This window comes from Corynebacterium gerontici (genome assembly GCF_003813985.1).
GTDB classification, from domain to species: domain Bacteria; phylum Actinomycetota; class Actinomycetes; order Mycobacteriales; family Mycobacteriaceae; genus Corynebacterium; species Corynebacterium gerontici.
The window spans coordinates 1,394,032-1,414,592 of record NZ_CP033897.1 but is presented as its reverse complement, the minus strand read 5'-3'; the positions used below and the strand labels follow the sequence as shown (position 1 = coordinate 1,414,592).

Genomic DNA, 20,561 nt, shown 5'->3' with positions numbered 1-20,561 from the left:
GAAAACGTTGTACTTGCCTCCCCGTTTGCCCCATGATCTCCAAAGCAATCGATCTTTCATCCCCGGCAGCCTCAGCTCACGTCTCCGAGCCGCGACCTCACCCAACGCAAAAAGCGGGACACCTGAGCGTCCCGCCTTGGCTGCAATTCCTACATTGCCGCGATAATCGCGTCAGCCATACGTGCCTGGCCAACGCCCGTTGGGTGGAAGCCAACCGCGTTCTCCGTAACACCCAGCAGCGAGGTGGATTCGGTGCACATGTCACCGTCGGTAAGTGCAGCCACAAAAGTTGCGCCGGTAGCTGCGGCGGCTGCTGCAAGCTGCTTGTTCAGCGAGCCGATGAAATCCGCGATGAACTCGCGGTCGGCAGCGCGGGTGGGGACGTTGGGGAAGCATTGCACATTGGCGTTGGTGAGCTCGTAGTAGCCGGCGACCATCACTTTGGCGTGGGGTGCGCGAGCTTGCACGTCGCGGATCACGGCTTCAACTTTGCCTCCGATGGTGCTCACCGCCTGCTCGACGGGGGTGGCAACTAAGTCCTTACAGGTGGGGCCTGCGCCTGCCACGAAAGTGCCCATGCAGGCCGCGAGGTACTTGTCGGCAAAGTTGTCGTTTCCACCGAATGTGAGCGTGACCAGATCAGTGTCTGCTGTTACTGCCACCTGCTGTGCTTGTAGTGCGGTGGCGGGTAGTGGATGTTGTTGCGGGCCCCAATTATCTTCGGTGGTGGCCCATCCGCAGGTGACATCGTTGAGTTCCGGACCCAACTTTTCTGCCACGACGTGTGCGTAGTTGTTCTTTGCTTGCCCGCACATCACGCTCGGGGGCACTTGAATTTCAGTGAGGCTGCCAACTGCTGCGAAGGAATCACCAAGCGCTACATACTTTGCGCCCGGTGCGATGGCGGCGTTGGCGGCGGGAGCCAGTTGGACGAATGCGCATGCAAGGGTGCCGGCAATGGCGACACCCGCACGGAGGGAGTGCTTCATGTTGAGGTCCTAAGGGCTTCGGGGGGGGGGGACAAAAGCAAACCTATTGTAAGCCCTGAAGTTGCTACAAGAAACTCGTTATCCTTGACAAAACCACTGCTCAGATGCCTTTTTCTGCAAGTGTAGAATCGATATTCATGAAATCCCATGTTCTTCAATCCTCCGCTTTCGCGGCAATGTCTGCCCTTCACTTTCTTAAGCCTGAGCCTTTCGACGCCATCATTCCGCCCTTCATGCCGGGTGACCGCAGAACCTGGACTTACGCCAGTGGGGTTGCGGAAGGCGTGGTGGCGGCCCTCATTGCCAACCCTGAGACCCGCAAATTGGGTGGGCGAAGTGCAGTGGCGCTGTTGTTGGCCGTCTGGCCGGCGAACTTTGAAATGGCGCGTCAGGCACTTCAGGGAGATGGCAAAAAGCGGCAGATCATCAGCGTGTTGCGTCTTCCTTTGCAACTTCCGCTCATGATGGCTGCCGCCAAGTTGGGAAAATAAGGCCTTAGAGGTTCTCGAGCTCGTCCTCGGTGACCCACTTGTGGTTGGTGTAGTGCTGACCGTTGGCGTCGAAATCGATCATGTATACGTTGGTGGTTTCGGCGTCTTCGACGGTGCCCTTTGCGCCCTTCATGCCCTTCATGTGATCGGCGTTAATGACGATGGGGGTGTCGTCGCGAAGCGGGGCGTCGCCAGGATTGTCGAGTTCTTCGTGCACGACCCACTTGTGATCCTCAACTCGAGGGGATCCATCGGTGGGCTCGTAATTGACCTCATAAGCGGTGGTGGCGTAAGCGCCCTTAATGGTGCCGATGGCGTCTTCCATGCCTGGCATGTGCTCAGCGTCGATGCGCACTTTGTCGCCCACGTTGAACTTTGGATTCACTGCGTCATTCATTCCGGCGGGAGCTTCACCACCGTCGGTGTTGTGCTGCATCGCTGCGTGATCATGATGAGCGTCGTGATCTTCGGTCTCAACCACGGTGGTGTCGGTGGAACCATCGTTGGCGGTGGTGGTAACTACGACTTCGTCCTCGTCCTTGTCGTCGCCACAAGCAGTCAGTGCGAGTGAAGCGACTGCGGCGATAGCGATAGCGGTGCGGCTAAAACGGCGCATATCCTAAATCCCTTTCAAATTGGTGAATAAAGCTCGTAGAAGTATAAGGAATTTATAGTAAGTAACTCAAAGGGAGCAGCACCTGGCGGTATTGGCGCTGCATGAAAAAACCCGACCCAGAACATGGGCCGGGATATGAAACTAGTGATCCTTCTGATCGTCGTGATCGTCGTGATCGTTTTGATCATCGCGTTCATTCAGATCGTCGCGATCGTTTTGATTATCGCGATCATTCAAGTCATCGCGATCGTTTTGATCGACACGGTCGTCACGGTCGTCACGGTCGTCGCGGTCATCGGTCTCGATCACGGTGGTGTCGGTAGAACCGTCGTTGTTAGTGGTGGAAACAACCACTTCGTCTTCATCTTTGTCGTCACCGCAGGCGGTCAGCGCCAAGGAGCTGGCGGCTGCGATCACGAGTGCTGCACGGGTAAAACGGCGCATTGAAAGGTCTTCCCTCCAGTTGGTTACTCAAACGTCCGGAACTATATGCAATTGTGCATATTTCGCGCAATCGGCGGGGGTACCCGCCCTAGGCTGCGGGCGCGTGGCGTCGAAAAGCTTCTTTGACGAAAGCAAGCTCACACACCATTCTCAGGTTGCGCGACCAACATATGTGGGGTGTGGGTCTAGGATTGGCTGAGAATAAGACTTCCTAATGATTCGGAGCATGACTATTGAGCAGCACAAATGAAGCTGTGGCAGGGATGGGTGCCATCCCGCTCAACAAGGAAAACGGCAAGGGCTACGCCTTCCGTGTCTGGGCGCCCAACGCAGACGCCGTTTCGGTGGTGGGAGATTTCAATGACTGGGACGCAAACGCCAATCCTTTGGAAAGAGAAGGTGAATCCGGCAACTTCTACGGTGAAGTTGCGGACGCAACAACCGGGCAGGAGTATCAATTCTCCATCACCAACGGTGAACAAACCTTCATGCGCATCGATCCCCGCGCCACAAAAGTTACGAACTCCGTAGGCAACGGCGTACTTTACAATCACGCGGATTTTGACTGGTCTGGCGATGAATTTGCCACCCCCAACCAGCACGAGCTCGTGATTTATGAAACCCACATCGGCTCCTTTGTTGACAACGGCGACGATAACGCTCCCGCCAACTTGGAGGACCTCACCAAGAAGCTCGACTACCTGGTAGGACTCAACATCAACTGCGTGGAACTCATGCCATTGATGGAGTTTGCTGGAGACTACTCGTGGGGATACAACCCCGCGAACATTTTCGCGGTGGAGTCTTCTTACGGGGGACCGGATGCGCTCAAGCACTTCATCAAAGAAGCGCATGCCCGTGGCATCGCCGTGATTATCGACGTGGTGTACAACCACTTCGGTCCATCTGATTTGTCGCTTTGGCAGTTCGACGGCTGGCAGGAAAACGACAAGGGCGGCATCTACTTCTACCAAGACTGGCGCAGCTCCACCCCCTGGGGCGACACTCGCCCCGACTATGGGCGCCAGGAAGTTCGCGACTTCATCTCGGACAATGCGCGCATGTGGTTGCGTGACTATCATGCCGACGGATTACGCCTGGACATGACGCCCTATATGCGCTCAAAGGATGGCTTTTCCGACGACATCCCAGAGGGCTGGACTATGATGCACGAGGTGGGGCGCGTGGTGCGTGAAGAATTCCCCGGACGCGTCGCGATTGCGGAGGATCTGCACAATCTCGCCGCCGTGTCCTCAACTGAGCCAGACGGTGGCAACATGCACGCCCAGTGGGACTCTCAGTTCGTGCACCCCGTGCGTGAAGCGCTCATCACCAACGATGACGCTTCCCGCAACGTTGACTCAGTGGCCAACGCCGTGACCCACGAGTACCTCAATCCTTTTGATCGAGTGATCTATACAGAGTCCCACGATGAGGTGGCCAATGGCTCGGCTCGAGTGACCACCGAAGTCGCCGGCGACAACCCCGACGGCTGGGATGCCCAAAAGCGAGCAACTTTGGGTGCGGCGTTGGTGCTCACCGCACCGGGTATGCCCATGCTCTTCCAAGGACAAGAATTCTTGGAAGACGAGTGGTTCCGTGACACCGTGCCGCTGGATTGGGGCCAGGCGTGGGCCTTCCGCGACATTGCAAGAATGTTTTCTGACCTTATTGGCCTGCGTCGCAACCTCGACGGCACCACACCCGGCCTTCAGGGGCCGGTGACCCGCGTGCATCATCAGGACAACGAATCGAAATTGCTCGTGTTTAGCCGCGAAACGCTCGACGGCAACGCTGTGCTCGTAGCAGTGAACTTCTCCCGCTACGAGTGCGCAGCCAACGTTCACATTCCTGAAGGGCATTGGCGAGTGCGGTTCAACTCCGACGCCAACACCTACTCCGCGCTCTTTGGCAATCACGAGACCTCCGACATGGAAGGGCCGGACGCTTACCTGTCAGTTGGGCCGTTCTCCGCTGTGATCTTCACTCGCGCATAACCTGAGCACGAGAAAGCCCCCGCACCACGTAGATTCGCTGTGGGTCGGGGGCTTTGCTGTTAGGAGGAGCGATTGGTTGGCTGAGCGGGCCACCAGAACTTTTGCCCAAGCACCATCATGACTGCTGGTAGCAGGATGGTTCGCACAATCAAGGTGTCGAGCAGAACACCGAGGAAAATGACCACACCGATCTGCGCAAGGGCCACTAGCGGCAGTACGCCTAGCGCAGCAAACACCGCGGCCAGCAAAATACCTGCAGAAGTGATCACACCACCAGTGGTTGATAGCGCGGTGCGAACATGGCCTTCCATGCCTGCACTAGGGTTGCGCTCTGCTTCTTCCTTAGCCCTAGTGACCAGGAAGATGTTGTAATCCACGCCCAGAGCCACCAAGAATACGAAGGCGTAAAGCGGAGTCAATTCGGCGAGCGAATCGAAGCCAAGCACGTGCTGGAAAACCCACCAGCCCAGTCCCATCGCGGCCACGTTGGTGAGCAGCACGGTTGCCACCATGATCAACGGTGCCACCACGCTTCGTAGCAGGAGCATCAAGGCAACGAGCACGATGGCGAGTACAGCAGGGAAGATCTTCATGCGATCCTTGGCCGCGAAGTCCGCCTGATCATACAGCTCTGCATCCGGACCACCGACGAGGGCAGCAAGCGATTCTTGCTGGACGGTTTCACGCAACGTCTCGGTATCCAATCCGGAGGCGTAGACCACTGCCACGCCGTCTTCCACTGGACCCGGGCGGACAGTGGCTCCCGCCTGCTTGAGCGCCGCGGTCGTGGCGTCACCCTGTGCAGGATCTTCGATGAGGACGGTGGCAGGTGTTGCAGCCTGATCCGGGAAGTGTTCGTTCAGCGTGTCAGTTGCGGCAATGGATTCCGGGGTGTCAATGAATTGCTCAGCTTGCCCCAGACCGATCTTCATGTTGAGCGAACCAGCACATGCGATGCCAAGAATTACCAGCGAGCCCACGATTACCGCGAGCTTCTTCGAAGCGACGAAAGCCCCGATCTTGTCCCAGAGCTTGTGCTCGGGTTTTGTACCAACCTTCGGCGCTTTTGGCCAGAAGATCCAGCGGTCGAACGTCACCAACGCACCCGGTAAGACGAACAGTGCAAACAGCAACGCGATGGCCACACCAACCATCGAGGCCACACCCAAGCCGCGGGTGTTGGGCGCTGCCGAAAGCAGAAGACACAAAACGCCAAGTGCTACCGTACTGGCGCTAGCTGCGCAGGCTCGGGCCGTTGGCTTCCATGCTTTCGCCATAGCGCTGAAGCGGTCAGAGTCTTCACGCAGCTCATCCCTGTAGCGGGAGATCAACAGCAGTGCGTAGTTGGTGCCTGCGCCAAAGACCAGGACGGACAAAATACCCGCGGTGGACTCATCCCAGCTCATGCCCAAACCACTGAGCACCCAGGTGAAGACGGTTGCGGCGAGGCGGTCCGCCACGGCGATTACCAAAAGCGGAATGAGCCACAAGACGGGGGAGCGGTAGGTGATGATCAACAGTACTGCAACGATGAGCGCAGTGACGCCGAGCAGGAGGAAGTTGGCACCATCAAACACATTCGCAAGATCAGCCTGGATGGCCGCTGGGCCGGTGACCTCGACGGTGGTGTTTGCCGGTGCATTGCTTTGGAGCTGGGTGCGGATCGCGTCAACTTGGTTAGCAACCTCGGTGCTCGTACCACCTTCGATGGTGGTCAAGAGCAGGGCCGCCTTGCCGTCCTCAGACGGTACCGCTTGACCGCCGAGATCTTGGGCGAGCGGCTGGATCGCCTTGAGGTTGATTCCCTGCTCATTGGAAAAAACAGCGATGGCAGTGTTGTCAGACTGCTCGTCTTCGAAGCCTTGCACGGCTTCCGCCACCGCTCTTGATTCTGAGCCCTCGGGTAGATTGCCGAAGGTGTTGGAGGGAATGTCTTTGTCGCCGAGGCTCATCAGCGTGATGCCAACGATGAGGAGCAACAACGCAAGCCATCTTGATCGACGCATTGTGTGAGCTGGAGCTTTGCTCGAGGAAGCTGTCATGGCCGCTACCTTACAGGATGGGCTCCGAAGTCAATGTTGAGCGAGAACAACGGAGCGCTGTTTAACCTCGTAGGCTCTGTGACGCCATGGCCAGGCAGAACATGCGCCATGAAGGCGTGCGCGCCTGCGCCGCTAAGTGGGCGTAAGTATCCACCATGTGTTGATGAAGTTCGTCAACGAGCACCGCCGCGGAACCAGGATTTTCGGGCACGGTGCCAGCGATCTCGTAGGCGGGTTCGGCAACGGGCACATCCTCGGTGGGGGCGAGGCTAGACTCCAGTAAGTCAATGCGGCTCTGGTGCGCAGCGCGCAACTCTGCGATGGCTCCGGCGGTGCCGGGCTCGGCGTATGCCTGAGCCACACCCAAGGCATAGCGCGTTGCAAATTCTTCCTTCAACGCGCTTCTGGCGTCTTCAGCGTCGGCGTTCACTGCCTCGCTACTGATGCCTTGGCTTTTGAGCTCTTTGTTCATCCTAAGTTCTGCCGCGCCAGTGTTTGGGGTAGCGGAGCCCGCGGCAACCAGATCGAGCACTTGCTGCACGATCACCGGCATTGCGTCCTGCGGTGCTGTGGTGGCTACGTTTGCAATGTTGGACGCTGAGACGTCGAAAAGCTCCAAGCCTGGGCGTTGATCTAGTGCGGCTGCACTGATCGCATCATCAACCGTGGCGCGATCACAGCTTTCGGGCTGCTGACCATCATCGCGGTGGCCGCACTCGCGCAAGATCTCTGCAATCAGTTCCTCGGCGTCGCCAGTGCGGAGTTCCTTCAAGGAAGGCGTTTGGTACGTCTGTGATTCATACTGCGCCTGGGCGGCAAGTTCCACCAATGTTGCGTTAGGTTCGGGCTGCGAGATGAGACTGCAGCCCGCAAGAGGTAACAACAAGCTGAAGGGAAGAAGGTTCGAATGGCGCATCGATTGCAAAGTATAGCCTTGCGCCACCTCCGGCTAGCATGAAGCACATGGCATTTCCTACTTCCGAGACGCTCGAAGCACTCATCAGCCCGCTCGTAGCCAGCCACCACCTGGACGTTGAGGGAATCAAGGTCAATAGAGCTGGCAAGAAATCTTCCGTCACCATCCAACTCGACGGCGACCAGCGCCCGGGGCTCGACCTGCTTGAAGTGGTGTCCCAGGAAATTTCGGAGCTTTTCGACGCCACCGAAGAACGCGGCACGCTGAACTTCGGTGCAGGTTACACCCTAGAAGTCACCACCCCCGGAGTGGATCGCCCGCTGACCCTTCCCCGGCATTGGCGCAGAAACCGGGGGCGGCTAGTCAAGGTGACGCAAGACGAAAAGCAAAGCACCTGGCGTATTGGAGCGCTGGATAAAGAAGAAGCCAGGGTCGTCCTCGTGCAAAAGCAGGGTAGGAATTTAGTGGTGGAATCCCTGGTACTAGCCAACACCCCTCGGGCAGTGGTAGAAATTGAATTTGCCCAAGCTCCCGAAGAGCAATTGGAGCTTACGAATATGAGTTACGACGAAGCCATGCAATGGCGAGAGGATCACGCATAAGTGAATATTGACATCAAGGCGCTCCGCGCGATCGAGAAGGAACACGGCATTGCCGTCCAAGAACTGCTGTTAACGATCGCAGGGGCGCTTCGTCATGCTTACCTTGAGTACAAGGAAGAAAGCGACACCGAGGGTGAGCGTGCGCGGGTGGAAATCGATCGCGACACTGGTGAAGTTGCTGTCATCGTGTCCACGCTGGATGAAGAAGGCAACGTGCTCAGCGAGCGCGACGACACACCTTCGCACTTTGGACGGATTGGCGCCAAAGCAGTACGCGACACCATCCTGAGGCAACTGCGCGAGGCAACCACCGCCAAGGCATACGATGCCTATTCGGAATACGAGGACACGATCGTCTCGGGCATCGTGCAAGCAGATGCTCACGCCAAAGAAAAAGGCATCGTTGTTGTGCATCTCGGTACTGAGCTCGATGGACAAGACGGCATCTTAATTCCGGCAGAGCAAATTCCTGGAGAGGTGCTTCGCCACGGTGATCGAGTGAAAGCATATGTGGTGGGTGTGAATCGCAATCCCACCAACCTGCAGATCAACCTCTCTCGCACGCACCCTGAGCTTGTCCGCCACTTGTTCCAATTGGAAGTTCCCGAGGTTGCCGACGGCTCCGTGGAAATCGTCTCCATTGCCCGCGAGGCGGGGCATCGCTCGAAAATTGCGGTACGTGGGATGGCGAAGGGGCTCAACGCCAAAGGAGCTTGCATCGGGCCGCGTGGTCAGCGAGTGAACAACATCATGAAGGAACTCGCGGGGGAGAAGATCGACATCATCGAATACTCCGAGGATCCTGCAACTTTCGTGGGAAATGCTCTGGCACCATCTAAAGTGGTACACGTTGAGGTGCTCGATGAGGAAGCGCAAGCAGCACGAGTCACCGTGCCCGATTACCAGCTCTCGCTGGCGATCGGTAAAGAAGGGCAGAATGCTCGCCTTGCGGCCCGCCTGACTGGTTGGAAGATCGACATTCGATCAGACAAGGACGATCAGGAATAGCCGTCGGGGAGGTGGTGATTCGCCAAATCACAACAATGGCGTACACTGGCCGATGGTTCTCGAATCGTTGCGCTGTGCCGAAAATCGGTTACAACGCTATTGCCCAGATCAATAGCGTGCGCGGATGTGCCGGGGCGAAGAATCGTCTGTGGATCAGAAGAAAGGTGGCTCGAGCTCAAGCGGATGCCTGAACACACAATCCAACGCACCTGCATTGCCACTCGAACCACCACCGATCCGCAGCATCTTTTGCGCCTCGTGTCGCAACCTATCGACGGCACCTGCTTCATCGTTCCTGACCCCCAGAGAAAATTGGGTGGCAGAGGAGCATGGATCACGCCAACGGTCGAGGCATTGGAAGAAGCGACGCGCAGGCGAGCATTTGCCCGCGCGTTTCGGGTGTCTATGCCAATAGACACAGGTCATGTGAGGGATTATCTCCTCCAACACGACCCTGACCCCTGTAAGGAAGACACAACACTGATGAGCACACCATGAAGCATCAGCGATGAACGTCAACGAAAACAGGTAAGGAATCAGCCTTTTGGGCCTTTGATTCCTTGCCTTAAAACCCAAGGAGAGAAGTGCCCGGAAAGCTACGTGTACATGAGCTCGCAAAACAGCTTGGTGTAACCAGCAAAGAACTTCTTGCCACGCTCAAAGAGCAAGGCGAATTTGTTAAAACTGCTTCTTCGACCATCGAACCCCCGGTGATCAAGAAGATGAAAGCACACTACGAGGCTCAAGCTTCCAAGGCAGAAGGTGGCGAAGCGAAAGCTGAAGCGAAGCCCGCTGCCAAGGCTGAAACGAAACCTGCGGCACCGTCGGCAAAGCCCGGCCAAGCTGCGAAGCCCGCAGCTCCGAAGCCCGGTGCAGCCGCGAAACCAGGCGCAGCGGCGAAACCTGCCGCGCCCAAGCCTGCTGCGGCGAAGCCTGCGGCACCCAAGCCAGCTCAGCCCGCAAAGCCCGCAGCGAAACCAGGCGCAGCGGCGAAACCTGCGGCGCCCAAGCCTGCTGCGGCGAAGCCTGCGGCACCCAAGCCAGCTCAGCCTGCAAAGCCTGCGGCAAAACCCGAGGCAGCGCAGCCGGCAACGTCTGGCACCACGCCCGCGTCGATGCCGCGCCCTCAAGCCAAGCCTGGCCCGAAGCCCGGCGGTCGCGCACCACGCGTGGCCAATAACCCGTTCTCCACGGGTGGCGGCGAGCGTCCAGCGCCTCGCCCCGGCGGTGGTCCCCGCCCCGGTGGCCAGCCCCGTCCCGGTGGTGGGCAACGCCCCGCCGGCGGCCGTGGTGGACAGCAAGATCGTGCGCCTCGTCCAGGTGGTCGCGGTGGCGCCCCACGTCCTGGCGGACAGCGTCAAGGAGCTCAGGGCGGTCAGGAGCGCCAGGGCGGCGGACGTCGTCCAACTCCGGCAATGATGCCTACGCATCCGAATCCCGCGCAGATGCCCACTCGTGCATCCGGTGGCGGCAACCGTGGTGGTCGCCCAGGCGGCGGTCCCGGTGGACCGGGAGGTCCCGGTGGCTTCCGCGGAGGCGGAGGTGGCCGCGGCGGTCGACGTGGCGGTACCGCTGGCGCATTCGGCCGTCCAGGCGGCGCACCGCGTCGCGGACGTAAGTCGAAGCGTCAAAAGCGTAACGAATACGAGTCCATGCAGGCACCGAACGTCATCGGCGGCGTACGCCTGCCCGATGGCGGCGGCGCAACCGTGCGCCTGGCGCGCGGCGCATCTCTGTCCGATTTCGCGGAAAAGATCAACGCCGACGCCGCAGCACTGGTGCAGGCACTGTTCAACCTCGGCGAAATGGTGACCGCTACCGCTTCGGTGAGCGAAGAGACCCTCCAGCTTTTGGGCGAGGAAATGAACTACAAGGTTCAGGTCGTATCCCCAGAAGACGAGGATCGCGAGCTGCTTGAATCCTTCGACCTGCAATTCGGCGAGGACGAAGGTGACGAGGAAGACCTCGCCCAGCGTCCCCCAGTGGTGACTGTCATGGGTCACGTCGACCACGGTAAGACTCGCCTGCTTGACTCCATCCGTAAGGCGAATGTCCGCGAAGGCGAAGCCGGTGGTATTACTCAGGGCATCGGTGCTTACCAGGTCAATGTGGAACTCAACGGCGAAGATCGTCGCGTGACCTTCCTGGATACTCCTGGTCACGAGGCCTTCACGGCGATGCGTGCCCGTGGTGCGAAAGCGACCGACATCGCGGTGCTGGTGGTTGCAGCCGACGACGGCGTGATGCCGCAGACCGTGGAAGCCATCAACCACGCCAAGGCAGCCGATGTGCCAGTCGTGGTTGCCGTGAACAAGATCGATAAGGAAGGCGCGAACCCGGATAAGATCCGTGGTCAGCTCACCGAATACGGTCTGGTTCCCGAAGAGTATGGCGGCGACACCATGTTCGTGGACATTTCCGCAAAGCAAGGTCTGCACATTGACGAGTTGCTCGAAGCCGTGCTGCTCACCGCTGACGCTTCGCTGGATCTGCGCGCCAACCCGGACATGGACGCCCAGGGTGTTGCTATCGAAGCGCACCTCGACCGTGGCCGCGGCCCCGTGGCTACTGTGATCGTGCATCGCGGTACTCTGCGCGTCGGTGATTCCGTGGTAGCAGGCGATGCGTATGGTCGCGTTCGCCGCATGGTCGACGAGCACGGCAATGACGTGGACGAAGCAGGTCCTTCACGCCCCGTGCAGATGCAAGGCCTCAACGGTGTTCCCGGTGCCGGCGACAACCTGCTCGTTGTGGAAGACGACCGCGTGGCTCGCCAGATTGCCAACCAGCGCAACGCCCGTAAGCGCAACGCCCTGGCTGCTAAGAGCCGTAAGCGCGTGTCCCTGGAGGATCTGGATTCCGTGCTCAAGGAAACCTCGACCCTCAACCTCATTCTCAAGGGCGACAACGCCGGTTCCGTGGAAGCACTGGAAGAGGCTCTGCTCAAGATCGAGGTGGACGACGAGGTGCAGCTCAACATCATCGACCGTGGTGTGGGTGCTGTGACGCAAACCAACGTCACCTTGGCTGCTGCATCGGATGCTGTGATCATTGCCTTCAACGTTCGTTCCGAAGGCAAGGCAACCGAGGAAGCCAACGCCGAAGGCGTGGATATCCGCTACTACACGGTGATCTACCGAGCCATCGAAGAGGTGGAGCAGGCGCTCAAGGGCATGCTCAAGCCGGTGTACGAAGAAAAGGAGATTGGTCGGGCAGAGATTCGCGCCATCTTCAAGGCTTCCGCGGTCGGCCTCATCGCAGGTTGTATGGTCGAGTCCGGCAAGGTTCGTCGCAACGCTCAGATTCGTCTGCTGCGCGACGGCGCCGTGGTTGCCGAAAAGGCGAAAATCGAATCGCTGCGTCGTGAAAAGGACGACGTCACCGAAGTCGCCGCAGGTTATGAATGCGGTATGGTGCTTTCCTACCCGGACATCCAGGTAGATGACATCATCGAGGTCTTCGAAATGGTGGAAGTCCCCCGCGACTAACCACCAAAGGCCTTGACGCCGCGCGCATCAAGGCCGAATAGGATCGCCCCCGTGGCGCGTCGAAAAGCTTGCTGCCGAGCCCAAAGACGTCCACGGGGGCGGTTTTTGCCCCCACGCGTTAGATTGAAGATCAACGCATGCGAACATAAGGAGAACATCGTGGCCGACCACGCACGCGCAGCCCGTATGGCAAAGCGCATTCAGACCATTGTGGCAACCGCTATCGAGCGCGAAATCAAAGATCGCCGCCTCGAATTTGTCACGATTACCGACACTCGCGTTACCGGCGATCTGCACGACGCCACCGTCTACTACACCGTGCGCGGGCGCACCGTCGACGAAGAGCCCGACACCCAGCAAGCCGCAGAGGCGCTTGGTCGTGCCAAAGGGCAGCTCCGCAAGATCGTGGGGGACCAGCTCTCGGTTCGTTTCACGCCCACGCTGAGCTTCGAGCTGGACACCGTGCCTGAGGCTTCCGCGCACATGGAGGCGTTGTTGGCTAAGGCTCGCCAGCGCGACGAGGAACTGCGCAAGCTGCGCGAGAATGCCCAACCAGCTGGTGAAGCCGATCCATACAAGCATGCTGAAGGCTAGTTTGCCCAGAAGAGATCGGCATCCAAGCGGTGCCGATTACATCGCGGCGACGCGCAAGTTGAAGAAGGCGCGAACCATTTGCGTGGTGGGGCATAAGAATCCAGACGCGGACGCGATCGGTAGCATCTGCGCGTTGCTTGGCGCCATCGAACAGCTCGGTAACAAGGGCATTGGGGTGATCGGCCAACGCGAGCCCATCGATCCAGGCCTGCTCGGAATCCCCCGCGCCCAGGGAATTCGATGCGTTGAAAAGATGCCAGATTGCGACCTCATCGTGGTGGTGGACTGTGGCGGACTGGGGCGTACCGGCACCCTTCAGCCGGAGGTGATCGCGGATCCTTCGAAGGTGATCCTGGTTGATCATCACGCCTCTAATCGGGGATTCGCTGGCATCAACTTGCTGGATTACCAGGCGGAATCTACCACTACGGTGTTGCACGAATGGTTCCGCTACTTGGGCGTGGACATCGACGACCGCATGGCGCACGCGCTCTACGCAGGCTTGGCCACCGACACCGGGGGCTTCCGTTGGGGTAGGCCGCAGATGCACGAGTTCGCGCAGGAACTAGTTGCCCACGATCTTGATATTCGCCGGATCAGCTCAGAGCTTTTCGACGGCGGCTCCGTGGCCGACCTGAAGATGCTCGGCAATGTGCTGGCTGACCTACGATTGCTCACAGCCGGAAAATGGCGAGTGCTTATCGCCATGGCAAACCATGATCGCATCGAGGGGCATCCGGTTGGTGCTGTGGAAAAGATTGCCGAGACCGTCCGAGGCATGAGCGAGGCCGATCTCGTGGTGGTGCCAAAGGAGTATCAGCCGGGCGATTGGGCTGTGTCTTTGCGCTCTGACGCGCTCGATGTGTCGATGCTCGCGCGCACTCTCGGCGGCGGTGGTCATGTTCGCTCTGCTGGTTACTCAACTTTTGGCACCGAGGATCACGTGATTGCAGAAGTGCTGGCGGCCATCGCACACGTTGAGTAAGGGCCGTTTTCGATCGAAAAATTCTCAGTAGAAAGGTGATCACGCCGACGTGAGCGATCAAGTAACACGCACGAAACCGAAACCGGTGGAGGTTAGTGCCGCTGCCATTCTTGGACTGGCGCTGCCAGCCCTGGGTGTTCTTGCAGCCACACCGCTGTACCTGCTGCTCGATACTGCGGTGGTGGGCCGGCTAGGCACCGTGGCTTTGGCAGCCCTCGGTGCCGGGACCACACTGTACTCGATGGTCACCACGCAATTGACCTTCCTTTCTTATGGCACTACCGCCAGAGCTTCGAGAAAGTTCGGTGCAGGTGATACCTCAGGCGCCATTGCTGAGGGCGTCCAGGCCACATGGCTAGCGCTCATCGTTGGCTCAGTTTTGACGTGCATCATGTTCCTAGGAGCACCGAGCTTCACGTTGTGGCTCGCCCACGATCCGGACGTTGCGGCCACGGCAACCACGTGGTTGAGAGTGACGGCCTTTGGCATTCCCTTGCTCCTCATGGTGATGGCGGGCAACGGGTGGCTCCGCGGGATTCAAAACACTCGCCTGCCGCTGATCTTCACATTGGCGGGCATCGTTCCGGGAGCAGTGCTCGTCCCGCTTCTGGTACACCACTTCGGGGTGGTGGGGTCTGCGTGGGCGAATCTCATCGGCACGACGATCACTGCCAGCTGCTTCCTTGGGTGTCTTTTCCGCCGCCACGAGGGAAATATCCGCCCACAGCCTACAGTCATGGTGCGGCAGCTCGTGCTGGGTCGAGATCTGATTTTGCGGTCGTTGAGTTTCCAGGTGGCCTTTCTATCGGCGGCGAGCGTTGCTGCGCGCTTCGGCCCAGATTCGCTGGCAGCCCACCAGGTGTTGCTGCAACTTTGGAATTTCCTGGCGTTGGTGCTGGATTCCTTGGCGATTGCCGCGCAGGCCCTCACCGGTGCTGCGTTGGGTGCGGGCAGCGTTGCGCTTGCTCGTGCCACGGGGCAGAAATTATTGGCATACTCCACGGGATTTGCCGCAGCATTGGCACTCGTTTTTGCCATCGGACATTCGTGGATCCCGACGTTATTTACTCAAGCAGATGCGGTGCTCAGCACCATTGCAGGTCCGTGGTGGCAATTGATCTTGCTTATCCTGCTCGGCGGCGTTGTGTTTGCCCTCGACGGTGTGCTGCTCGGTGCCTCCGATGCCGCTTTCTTGCGCACCGCGTCCATCGCCTCCGTGGTGTTTGGATTCCTGCCTGGCGTATGGCTCTCCTTGGCCTTCGGCGGTGGCTTGGTTGGCGTGTGGTGGGGCATCGTGGCCTTCATCAGCATTCGCTTGGTAGCGGGAGTGTGGCGCTTTTACTCCATGCGTTGGGCCAAGATTGATACGAGCGAAACCTAGCGGGATGCCCCGGCCTGGTGCAACAATTCGGTTAGCATGGTGATTGATAACCACCCCGCAATGAGCGCAGGAAGGAGGCGGCCTTGGCAACGCTTTGGGCTGTGTCTGATCTGCACGTATCGGTAGCGGGTAATGAAGCGGTGCTGGATCGGCTGCAGCCGCAAAGCGCCGATGATTGGCTGCTGGTTGCCGGGGACGTAGCGGAGCGTCAAACAGACATTCTGAGCACGCTGGCCCTTTTGGCCAGGCGGTACCGCCAGGTGGTGTGGTCTCCGGGTAACCACGAACTGTTCAGCGTAGGCAAGGACGAAGCCACGGGGCGCAAAAAATATGATGCGTTGGTGCGTGGGTGCCGCGAACTGGGCGTGCTGACCCCGGAGGATCCCTACGCCAACTTTCATGGCGTCCGCGTGGTGCCTTTATTTACGTTGTACGACTACTCCCTGCGGCCAACTGCAACCAGCTTGGATCAGGCGATGGAATCCGCCAAACGCAAAGGGGTCATGCTTTCCGACGAAATGTTCATCGCCCCGTACGTGGATATTCGAGGCTGGTGTTGGGAACGTCTCTCTTATTCGGTGAACCGCGTTGGCAGGCTCAGCGAGCCTTGTGTTTTGATGAATCACTGGCCCCTCGAACCAGCGCTGCTCGAAGTGTTGGGTGCACCGGAAATGTCGCTGTGGTGCGGAACGAAGCACACCCGGGGCTGGGCGGAGCGCTATCACGCACAGGCCGTGGTGTACGGCCATCTGCACACCCCGGGGGTGCGGACCATCGCGGGCGTGCCGCACTATGAAGTGTCGTTGGGGTATCCGAAGCAGTGGCGAGACACACTTGAGGCGCGGAGTTGGCCAGCGCCCGTGCTGGAGGTCGGCCATGGTGCTTGACGCCTCCCTCTTTCCACCCTCGGCCCGTTTCAGTTCGCTCGTAGTGCAAAAAGGAGCTTACGATCTGAAACACTTTGAGCGCCTCCACCCCTTGGAACGAACGCTGGTGGCGCACGCAGTTGATGCCCGAAAGTCAGAATTCGGCGACGCACGTTGGTGCGCCCACCAAGCCCTGGAACAACTCCATCGCGACGGTGGTGCCCCTATTTTGCGTGGTGAACGGGGCATGCCCGTGTGGCCTGCGTCAGTCAGTGGTTCACTCACGCACACCGACGGTTTCCGCGCGGCTGTTGTGGCACCGAGATTGATCGTTCGATCCATGGGACTTGACGCCGAGCCTGCCGAAGCATTGCCAGAAGGGATCATCGATTCCATCTCCCGCGAAGGGGAGCGGCGCCAACTTGCCCGCCTCAAGGCCTCAGGTGTGCACTGCGCGGATCGCCTGCTGTTCTGCGCCAAAGAGGCCACCTACAAGGCATGGTTTCCCATGACGCACCGTTGGCTGGGCTTTGATCAGGCAGAGATCGATATTAACGATGACGGCACTTTCACCTCATATCTGTTGGTTCGGCCGACGCCGGTGCCATTCATTGAAGGGAAATGGGTGATCCGCGATGGCTACGTTGTAGCCGCCACGGCAGTGAGTTCCACCTGATGATTAAAGGGTGGAAGGTCGCGCCACAAACACCGTGGCAAGACGTTTACCCTGCTCCTTCACCAATGCCACAGCCTGGCCGTCAGGGGAGATTGCAGCATGGATACCCTGGAGACGTCGCGGTTCAAGCCATTTGCCCATAGCGAGCGCCTCAGCTTCCTCCGCGCTCACGGCAAGCTCCGGGTAACAACGAGGCAGCGCCTCATCGAGGGAGAGTGAAAGCCGAGGATGTTCGCTGAGAGTTTCGAGCGTGAAGGCGTCGTCAAGCAAAAAATTGCCCACGGCGGTACGTCGCAGCGCGATGAGATGCCCACCAACGCCCAGCGCCTCACCCAAGTCGCGTGCGAGCGAGCGGATGTACGTACCAGAGGAGCATTCAACTGACACTTCCACCTCCACATAATCACTCTCATGGCTGATGTTGTTGATATCGAAGCGAATAATCTTCACAGGACGTGCCGGAATCTCAACCGACTCCCCATCGCGTACCCGCTGATATGCGCGTTTGCCATCGATTTTGATAGCGCTGACGGCGGCAGGCCGCTGTAAAATTTCCCCGCGCAGTCCATCGATTGCGCGCTCAATGGCAGTATCACTCAAGCCCCGGATAGCTTCAGTGCTTGCGCGCTCGAGCACTTCGCCCTCTGCGTCATCGGTGCTCGTGCTGGCCCCTAAAAAGATTGTGGCCTCGTATGCCTTAGTGGCAGCAACCATGTGGGCGAGGAACTTTGTGCCCCGCTCGATGCCCGCAACCAGCACCCCGGTCGCCATCGGATCCAAGGTTCCAGCGTGGCCAACCTTTCTCGTGCCAAAAATGCGACGCAAGCGCGACACCACATCATGAGAGCTCATGCCGGCAGGCTTGTCTACAACTACGAGTCCAGAGTTGGCGAGGGGATCAGTCATGCTGTGCAGTCTATGTCGTAGGGTGGTGGGGTGGATATTTGGCAGAGATTCGACGAAATTCCCGACCACACCGAGGCGTCTGTCGTCACCATCGGTGTATTTGACGGCGTGCACCGCGGGCACCAAACTCTCATCAGTGAAGCAACACAGCGCGCCCGTGATCTGGGGTTGCCCAGCATCTTGCTTACCTTTAACCCCCACCCCCTAGCGGTGCTCCGGCCAGATCGAATCCCCCCAATGCTCGGCTCGGTGGGTGACCGTGCCGAATTAGCACGGGCATCGGGAATCGATCACATGTTGGCGATGAGTTTTTCGGCTGACCTCGCCCGCCTGGAACCCGAGGCGTTCTTCCGAGATGTGCTCATGGAAAAACTGCGCGCCAAAGTGATCGTGGTGGGGGAGAACTTCACCTTTGGCTTTAAGGCGGCAGGTGATACCGACACGCTCAAAGCCCTTGGCAAGCAGTATGGTGTTGAAGTCATCGTCCGGGAACTTTTGGCGGAAGACGGCACCGTTTTATCCTCTACCGTCATCCGCGAGGCCCTGCAGCGTGGAGACGTCCAGCGCGCCAATTGGTGCTTGGGGCGCGTATTCACGGTCAATGGTCAGGTGGTTCGCGGCGCCGGGCGTGGCGGAAAAGAGCTTGGATATCCCACTGCGAATCTTTACTTCCCGGACCAGGTTGCTCTGCCTGCCGACGGCGTCTACGCGGGGCTGCTCACTATTACCTCCTCGGCGCCCATCGAAGGGGATATGGAACGAGGAGTGGCGTATCCTGCCGCGATTTCCGTTGGACACAATCCAACCTTCGGTGATGAGCGCAGAAGTGTGGAAAGTTACGTCATAGACCGCGAGGCTGACCTGTACGGACACAGTGTGGAGGTTGCGTTCATTGGGCATATCCGGGGCATGGAGAAATTCGATGGGGTAGAACAACTCCTTGAAGCCATGGGGCGGGATGTAGCAAAGGCCAAAGACATCATCGCTGAGGCCACGGAGATCACAAAGCAGTACTGCTACACAGTGCTGCACGAAAACGACACAAATACCAACTCGGACAACCAATCGCACAAGGGATAATGCCGCTCACCGGCGGCGAAGGAGCAATACATGGCAAAGAAGATCATCCTGGACCTTGACACTGGCATCGATGACGCCCTGGCGCTGGCGTATGCGCTGGGTTCCGAGGAGCTCGATCTCATCGGCGTCACCGCCACCTACGGCAACGTGCTGGTTGAGGATGGCGCGCGCAACGATCTCGCACTGCTGGAACTCTTCGGGCGTTCAGATATCCCGGTTTTTGTTGGGGAGTCGCACGCGCTCAGCCGCGATGGATTCGAGGTTTTGGAAATCTCGGCGTTCATCCACGGCAAGAATGGCATCGGAGAAGCTCAGATTCCCGATGCGCAGGCGAACGTTCAAGAGCAATCAGCCGTGGATTTCCTCATCGAATCCGTGGAGCGCTACGGCGATGAGTTGGTGATCGTGCCAACTGGCGCCATGACGAATATCGCCACGGCGATGCAGCGAAGCCCCGAGTTTGCTGAGCGCGCGCACATCGTGTTCATGGGCGGGGCGCTCACAGTGCCGGGCAATGTTTCGCCCTGGGCTGAGGCGAATATTAACCAAGACCCAGAAGCGGCAGATTATGTGGTCCGACACGGCAAGGACGTCACGATGATCGGCCTTGACGTCACCTTGCAGACTCTGCTGACTTATGAAGAAACCAAACAGTGGCGTGCTTTTGATACTCCGGCTGGCACGGCGCTTGCCGACGCCACCGATTTCTACATCACGGCCTATGACACGGTAGCTCCGCATCTCGGAGGTTGCGGATTGCATGATCCGTTGGCTGTGGCTGTAGCTGTTGATCCTAGCTTGGTGGATTTGCTGCCTATCAACCTGAAAGTGGACACCGAAGGGCCGACCCGTGGCCGAACCATCGGGGATGAGACTCGCCTCAACGATCCTCAGAAGACCGCCAACGTGGCAGTGGGTGTGCAAGTAGAGCGATTCCTCGAAGAACTGATGAAACGCATCGGGCGCGTTGCCCGAGGCGAGGCCGTAGCAGCGCGATAAATAGAGTCTGCAGGGATTAACACTTTCAGACTTGAAGCTGCTACTCTTTTCAAGGTTCAGCATCACTGCAGTCCACAGCAGTCCTGAACTGCCAATACCGGCACTATTTATGTGGCACTGAAATAGGAGATTTCAACACTTATGGCTTTGAGCACCGAACAGAAGAAGCAAATCCTGACCGAATACGGTCTGCACGAGACCGACACCGGTTCCCCCGAGGCTCAGGTTGCTCTGCTTTCTGCACGCATCAAGCAGCTCACTGAGCACCTTAAGGAGCACAAGCACGATCACCACTCCCGTCGTGGTCTGCTGCTGCTGGTTGGACGCCGCAAGGGTCTGCTGAAGTACCTGGCTGCCAACAACGTTGATCGTTACCGCGATCTTATCTCCCGCCTGGGTCTGCGTCGATAAGCAGCTCTCAACTCTCAAATTCCCCATCGCCAGCCTTGCTGGCCGATGGGGTTTTGTGTTTCCGAAGAAT

The 20,561-nt window shown here is 58.8% G+C and carries 20 protein-coding genes; 14 read left to right on the top strand and 6 right to left on the bottom strand.

Features of this window, described 5'->3' with window-relative positions; genetic code table 11:
• Nucleotides 1-149 precede the first annotated feature (149 nt).
• Complete coding sequence (locus CGERO_RS06640; protein WP_123934398.1) at nucleotides 150-989, bottom strand: SGNH/GDSL hydrolase family protein; 840 nt, start codon at nucleotides 987-989, stop codon at nucleotides 150-152.
• 137 nt (nucleotides 990-1,126) lie between these two features.
• Here CGERO_RS06640 and CGERO_RS06635 point away from each other — a divergent pair, with 137 nt between their 5' ends.
• Complete coding sequence (locus CGERO_RS06635) at nucleotides 1,127-1,480, top strand: DoxX family protein (RefSeq protein ID WP_123934396.1); 354 nt, start codon at nucleotides 1,127-1,129, stop codon at nucleotides 1,478-1,480.
• Nucleotides 1,481-1,484: 4 nt separating this feature from the next.
• Here CGERO_RS06635 and CGERO_RS06630 read toward each other — a convergent pair whose 3' ends face one another.
• Entirely contained in the window at nucleotides 1,485-2,096 is a 612-nt protein-coding gene (locus tag CGERO_RS06630; RefSeq protein ID WP_123934394.1) for a YdhK family protein, read from the bottom strand.
• Between the two features lie 141 nt (nucleotides 2,097-2,237).
• Nucleotides 2,238-2,540, bottom strand: a complete 303-nt coding sequence (locus tag CGERO_RS06625) for a hypothetical protein (protein WP_123934392.1) — start codon at nucleotides 2,538-2,540, stop codon at nucleotides 2,238-2,240.
• A gap of 233 nt (nucleotides 2,541-2,773) precedes the next feature.
• On the opposite strand from CGERO_RS06625, the gene CGERO_RS06620 reads away from it, so the two are divergent.
• Nucleotides 2,774-4,537, top strand: coding sequence for an alpha-amylase family glycosyl hydrolase (locus CGERO_RS06620; protein WP_206423888.1), 1,764 nt, complete (start codon nucleotides 2,774-2,776; stop codon nucleotides 4,535-4,537).
• Nucleotides 4,538-4,596: 59 nt separating this feature from the next.
• Here the strand turns inward: CGERO_RS06620 and CGERO_RS06615 are convergent, their stop codons facing one another.
• Together CGERO_RS06615 and CGERO_RS06610 are read right to left on the bottom strand one after the other, a co-directional pair.
• Entirely contained in the window at nucleotides 4,597-6,579 is a 1,983-nt protein-coding gene (locus tag CGERO_RS06615; RefSeq protein WP_123934390.1) for an MMPL family transporter, read from the bottom strand.
• Between the two features lie 61 nt (nucleotides 6,580-6,640).
• Nucleotides 6,641-7,495 (bottom strand): DUF4439 domain-containing protein, encoded by an 855-nt coding sequence (locus tag CGERO_RS06610; protein WP_123934388.1) that lies wholly within the window; start codon nucleotides 7,493-7,495, stop codon nucleotides 6,641-6,643.
• A 47-nt stretch (nucleotides 7,496-7,542) separates the two neighbouring features.
• Between CGERO_RS06610 and rimP the strand changes: the two genes are divergently transcribed.
• From rimP to CGERO_RS06565, 9 genes are all read left to right on the top strand, one after another.
• Entirely contained in the window at nucleotides 7,543-8,097 is a 555-nt protein-coding gene (gene rimP / locus CGERO_RS06605; protein WP_123934386.1) for a ribosome maturation factor RimP, read from the top strand.
• Nucleotides 8,098-9,105 carry a transcription termination factor NusA gene (nusA, locus tag CGERO_RS06600; RefSeq protein WP_123934384.1) on the top strand — a complete coding sequence of 336 codons (1,008 nt, stop codon included), beginning with the start codon at nucleotides 8,098-8,100 and terminating at the stop codon, nucleotides 9,103-9,105. It begins immediately after the preceding gene.
• A 183-nt stretch (nucleotides 9,106-9,288) separates the two neighbouring features.
• Nucleotides 9,289-9,603 (top strand): YlxR family protein, encoded by a 315-nt coding sequence (locus tag CGERO_RS06595; RefSeq protein ID WP_245998796.1) that lies wholly within the window; start codon nucleotides 9,289-9,291, stop codon nucleotides 9,601-9,603.
• A gap of 86 nt (nucleotides 9,604-9,689) precedes the next feature.
• The gene (gene infB / locus CGERO_RS06590; RefSeq protein ID WP_123934382.1) at nucleotides 9,690-12,593 is read left to right on the top strand and encodes a translation initiation factor IF-2; all 2,904 of its coding nucleotides are present in this window, start codon (nucleotides 9,690-9,692) and stop codon (nucleotides 12,591-12,593) included.
• 159 nt (nucleotides 12,594-12,752) lie between these two features.
• Nucleotides 12,753-13,187 carry a 30S ribosome-binding factor RbfA gene (gene rbfA, locus CGERO_RS06585; protein WP_123934380.1) on the top strand — a complete coding sequence of 145 codons (435 nt, stop codon included), beginning with the start codon at nucleotides 12,753-12,755 and terminating at the stop codon, nucleotides 13,185-13,187.
• Nucleotides 13,174-14,172: a DHH family phosphoesterase gene (locus tag CGERO_RS06580; protein WP_123934378.1), complete on the top strand. Its 999-nt coding sequence runs from the start codon at nucleotides 13,174-13,176 to the stop codon at nucleotides 14,170-14,172. The genes rbfA and CGERO_RS06580 overlap by 14 nt, the downstream gene beginning before the upstream one ends.
• A gap of 49 nt (nucleotides 14,173-14,221) precedes the next feature.
• The gene (locus CGERO_RS06575) at nucleotides 14,222-15,553 is read left to right on the top strand and encodes an MATE family efflux transporter (RefSeq protein WP_245998795.1); all 1,332 of its coding nucleotides are present in this window, start codon (nucleotides 14,222-14,224) and stop codon (nucleotides 15,551-15,553) included.
• Nucleotides 15,554-15,654: 101 nt separating this feature from the next.
• On the top strand, nucleotides 15,655-16,440 hold the full coding sequence (locus CGERO_RS06570; RefSeq protein WP_245998794.1) for a metallophosphoesterase family protein: 786 nt from the start codon (nucleotides 15,655-15,657) through the stop codon (nucleotides 16,438-16,440).
• On the top strand, nucleotides 16,433-17,095 hold the full coding sequence (locus tag CGERO_RS06565) for a 4'-phosphopantetheinyl transferase family protein (protein WP_123936010.1): 663 nt from the start codon (nucleotides 16,433-16,435) through the stop codon (nucleotides 17,093-17,095). Before CGERO_RS06570 ends, CGERO_RS06565 begins: the two co-directional genes overlap by 8 nt.
• A 3-nt stretch (nucleotides 17,096-17,098) precedes the next feature.
• On the opposite strand, the gene truB is transcribed toward CGERO_RS06565, so the two are convergent.
• Complete coding sequence (gene truB, locus CGERO_RS06560; protein WP_123934374.1) at nucleotides 17,099-18,001, bottom strand: tRNA pseudouridine(55) synthase TruB; 903 nt, start codon at nucleotides 17,999-18,001, stop codon at nucleotides 17,099-17,101.
• Nucleotides 18,002-18,031: 30 nt separating this feature from the next.
• On the opposite strand from truB, the gene CGERO_RS06555 reads away from it, so the two are divergent.
• The 3 genes from CGERO_RS06555 to rpsO all read left to right on the top strand — a co-directional run bounded on the left by CGERO_RS06555 (nucleotide 18,032) and on the right by rpsO (nucleotide 20,491).
• Nucleotides 18,032-19,081 carry a bifunctional riboflavin kinase/FAD synthetase gene (locus CGERO_RS06555; RefSeq protein ID WP_123934372.1) on the top strand — a complete coding sequence of 350 codons (1,050 nt, stop codon included), beginning with the start codon at nucleotides 18,032-18,034 and terminating at the stop codon, nucleotides 19,079-19,081.
• A 30-nt stretch (nucleotides 19,082-19,111) separates the two neighbouring features.
• Entirely contained in the window at nucleotides 19,112-20,080 is a 969-nt protein-coding gene (locus tag CGERO_RS06550) for a nucleoside hydrolase (protein ID WP_123934370.1), read from the top strand.
• A gap of 141 nt (nucleotides 20,081-20,221) precedes the next feature.
• A complete protein-coding gene (gene rpsO / locus CGERO_RS06545; RefSeq protein WP_123934368.1) occupies nucleotides 20,222-20,491 on the top strand; it encodes a 30S ribosomal protein S15 in 270 nt (89 codons plus the stop codon).
• The last annotated feature ends 70 nt before the right edge of the window (nucleotides 20,492-20,561 follow it).

What these genes read in the sequence shown, in the direction of transcription:
- CGERO_RS06640 (WP_123934398.1), bottom strand. Translation starts at nt 989, where the DNA reads ATGAAGCACTCCCTCCGTGCGGGTGTCGCCATTGCCGGCACCCTTGCA.
- CGERO_RS06635 (WP_123934396.1), top strand. Translation starts at nt 1,127, where the DNA reads ATGAAATCCCATGTTCTTCAATCCTCCGCTTTCGCGGCAATGTCTGCC.
- CGERO_RS06630 (WP_123934394.1), bottom strand. Translation starts at nt 2,096, where the DNA reads ATGCGCCGTTTTAGCCGCACCGCTATCGCTATCGCCGCAGTCGCTTCA.
- CGERO_RS06625 (WP_123934392.1), bottom strand. Translation starts at nt 2,540, where the DNA reads ATGCGCCGTTTTACCCGTGCAGCACTCGTGATCGCAGCCGCCAGCTCC.
- CGERO_RS06615 (WP_123934390.1), bottom strand. Translation starts at nt 6,579, where the DNA reads ATGACAGCTTCCTCGAGCAAAGCTCCAGCTCACACAATGCGTCGATCA.
- CGERO_RS06610 (WP_123934388.1), bottom strand. Translation starts at nt 7,495, where the DNA reads ATGCGCCATTCGAACCTTCTTCCCTTCAGCTTGTTGTTACCTCTTGCG.
- rimP (WP_123934386.1), top strand. Translation starts at nt 7,543, where the DNA reads ATGGCATTTCCTACTTCCGAGACGCTCGAAGCACTCATCAGCCCGCTC.
- CGERO_RS06595 (WP_245998796.1), top strand. Translation starts at nt 9,289, where the DNA reads ATGCCTGAACACACAATCCAACGCACCTGCATTGCCACTCGAACCACC.
- CGERO_RS06580 (WP_123934378.1), top strand. Translation starts at nt 13,174, where the DNA reads ATGCTGAAGGCTAGTTTGCCCAGAAGAGATCGGCATCCAAGCGGTGCC.
- truB (WP_123934374.1), bottom strand. Translation starts at nt 18,001, where the DNA reads ATGACTGATCCCCTCGCCAACTCTGGACTCGTAGTTGTAGACAAGCCT.
- CGERO_RS06550 (WP_123934370.1), top strand. Translation starts at nt 19,112, where the DNA reads ATGGCAAAGAAGATCATCCTGGACCTTGACACTGGCATCGATGACGCC.
- rpsO (WP_123934368.1), top strand. Translation starts at nt 20,222, where the DNA reads ATGGCTTTGAGCACCGAACAGAAGAAGCAAATCCTGACCGAATACGGT.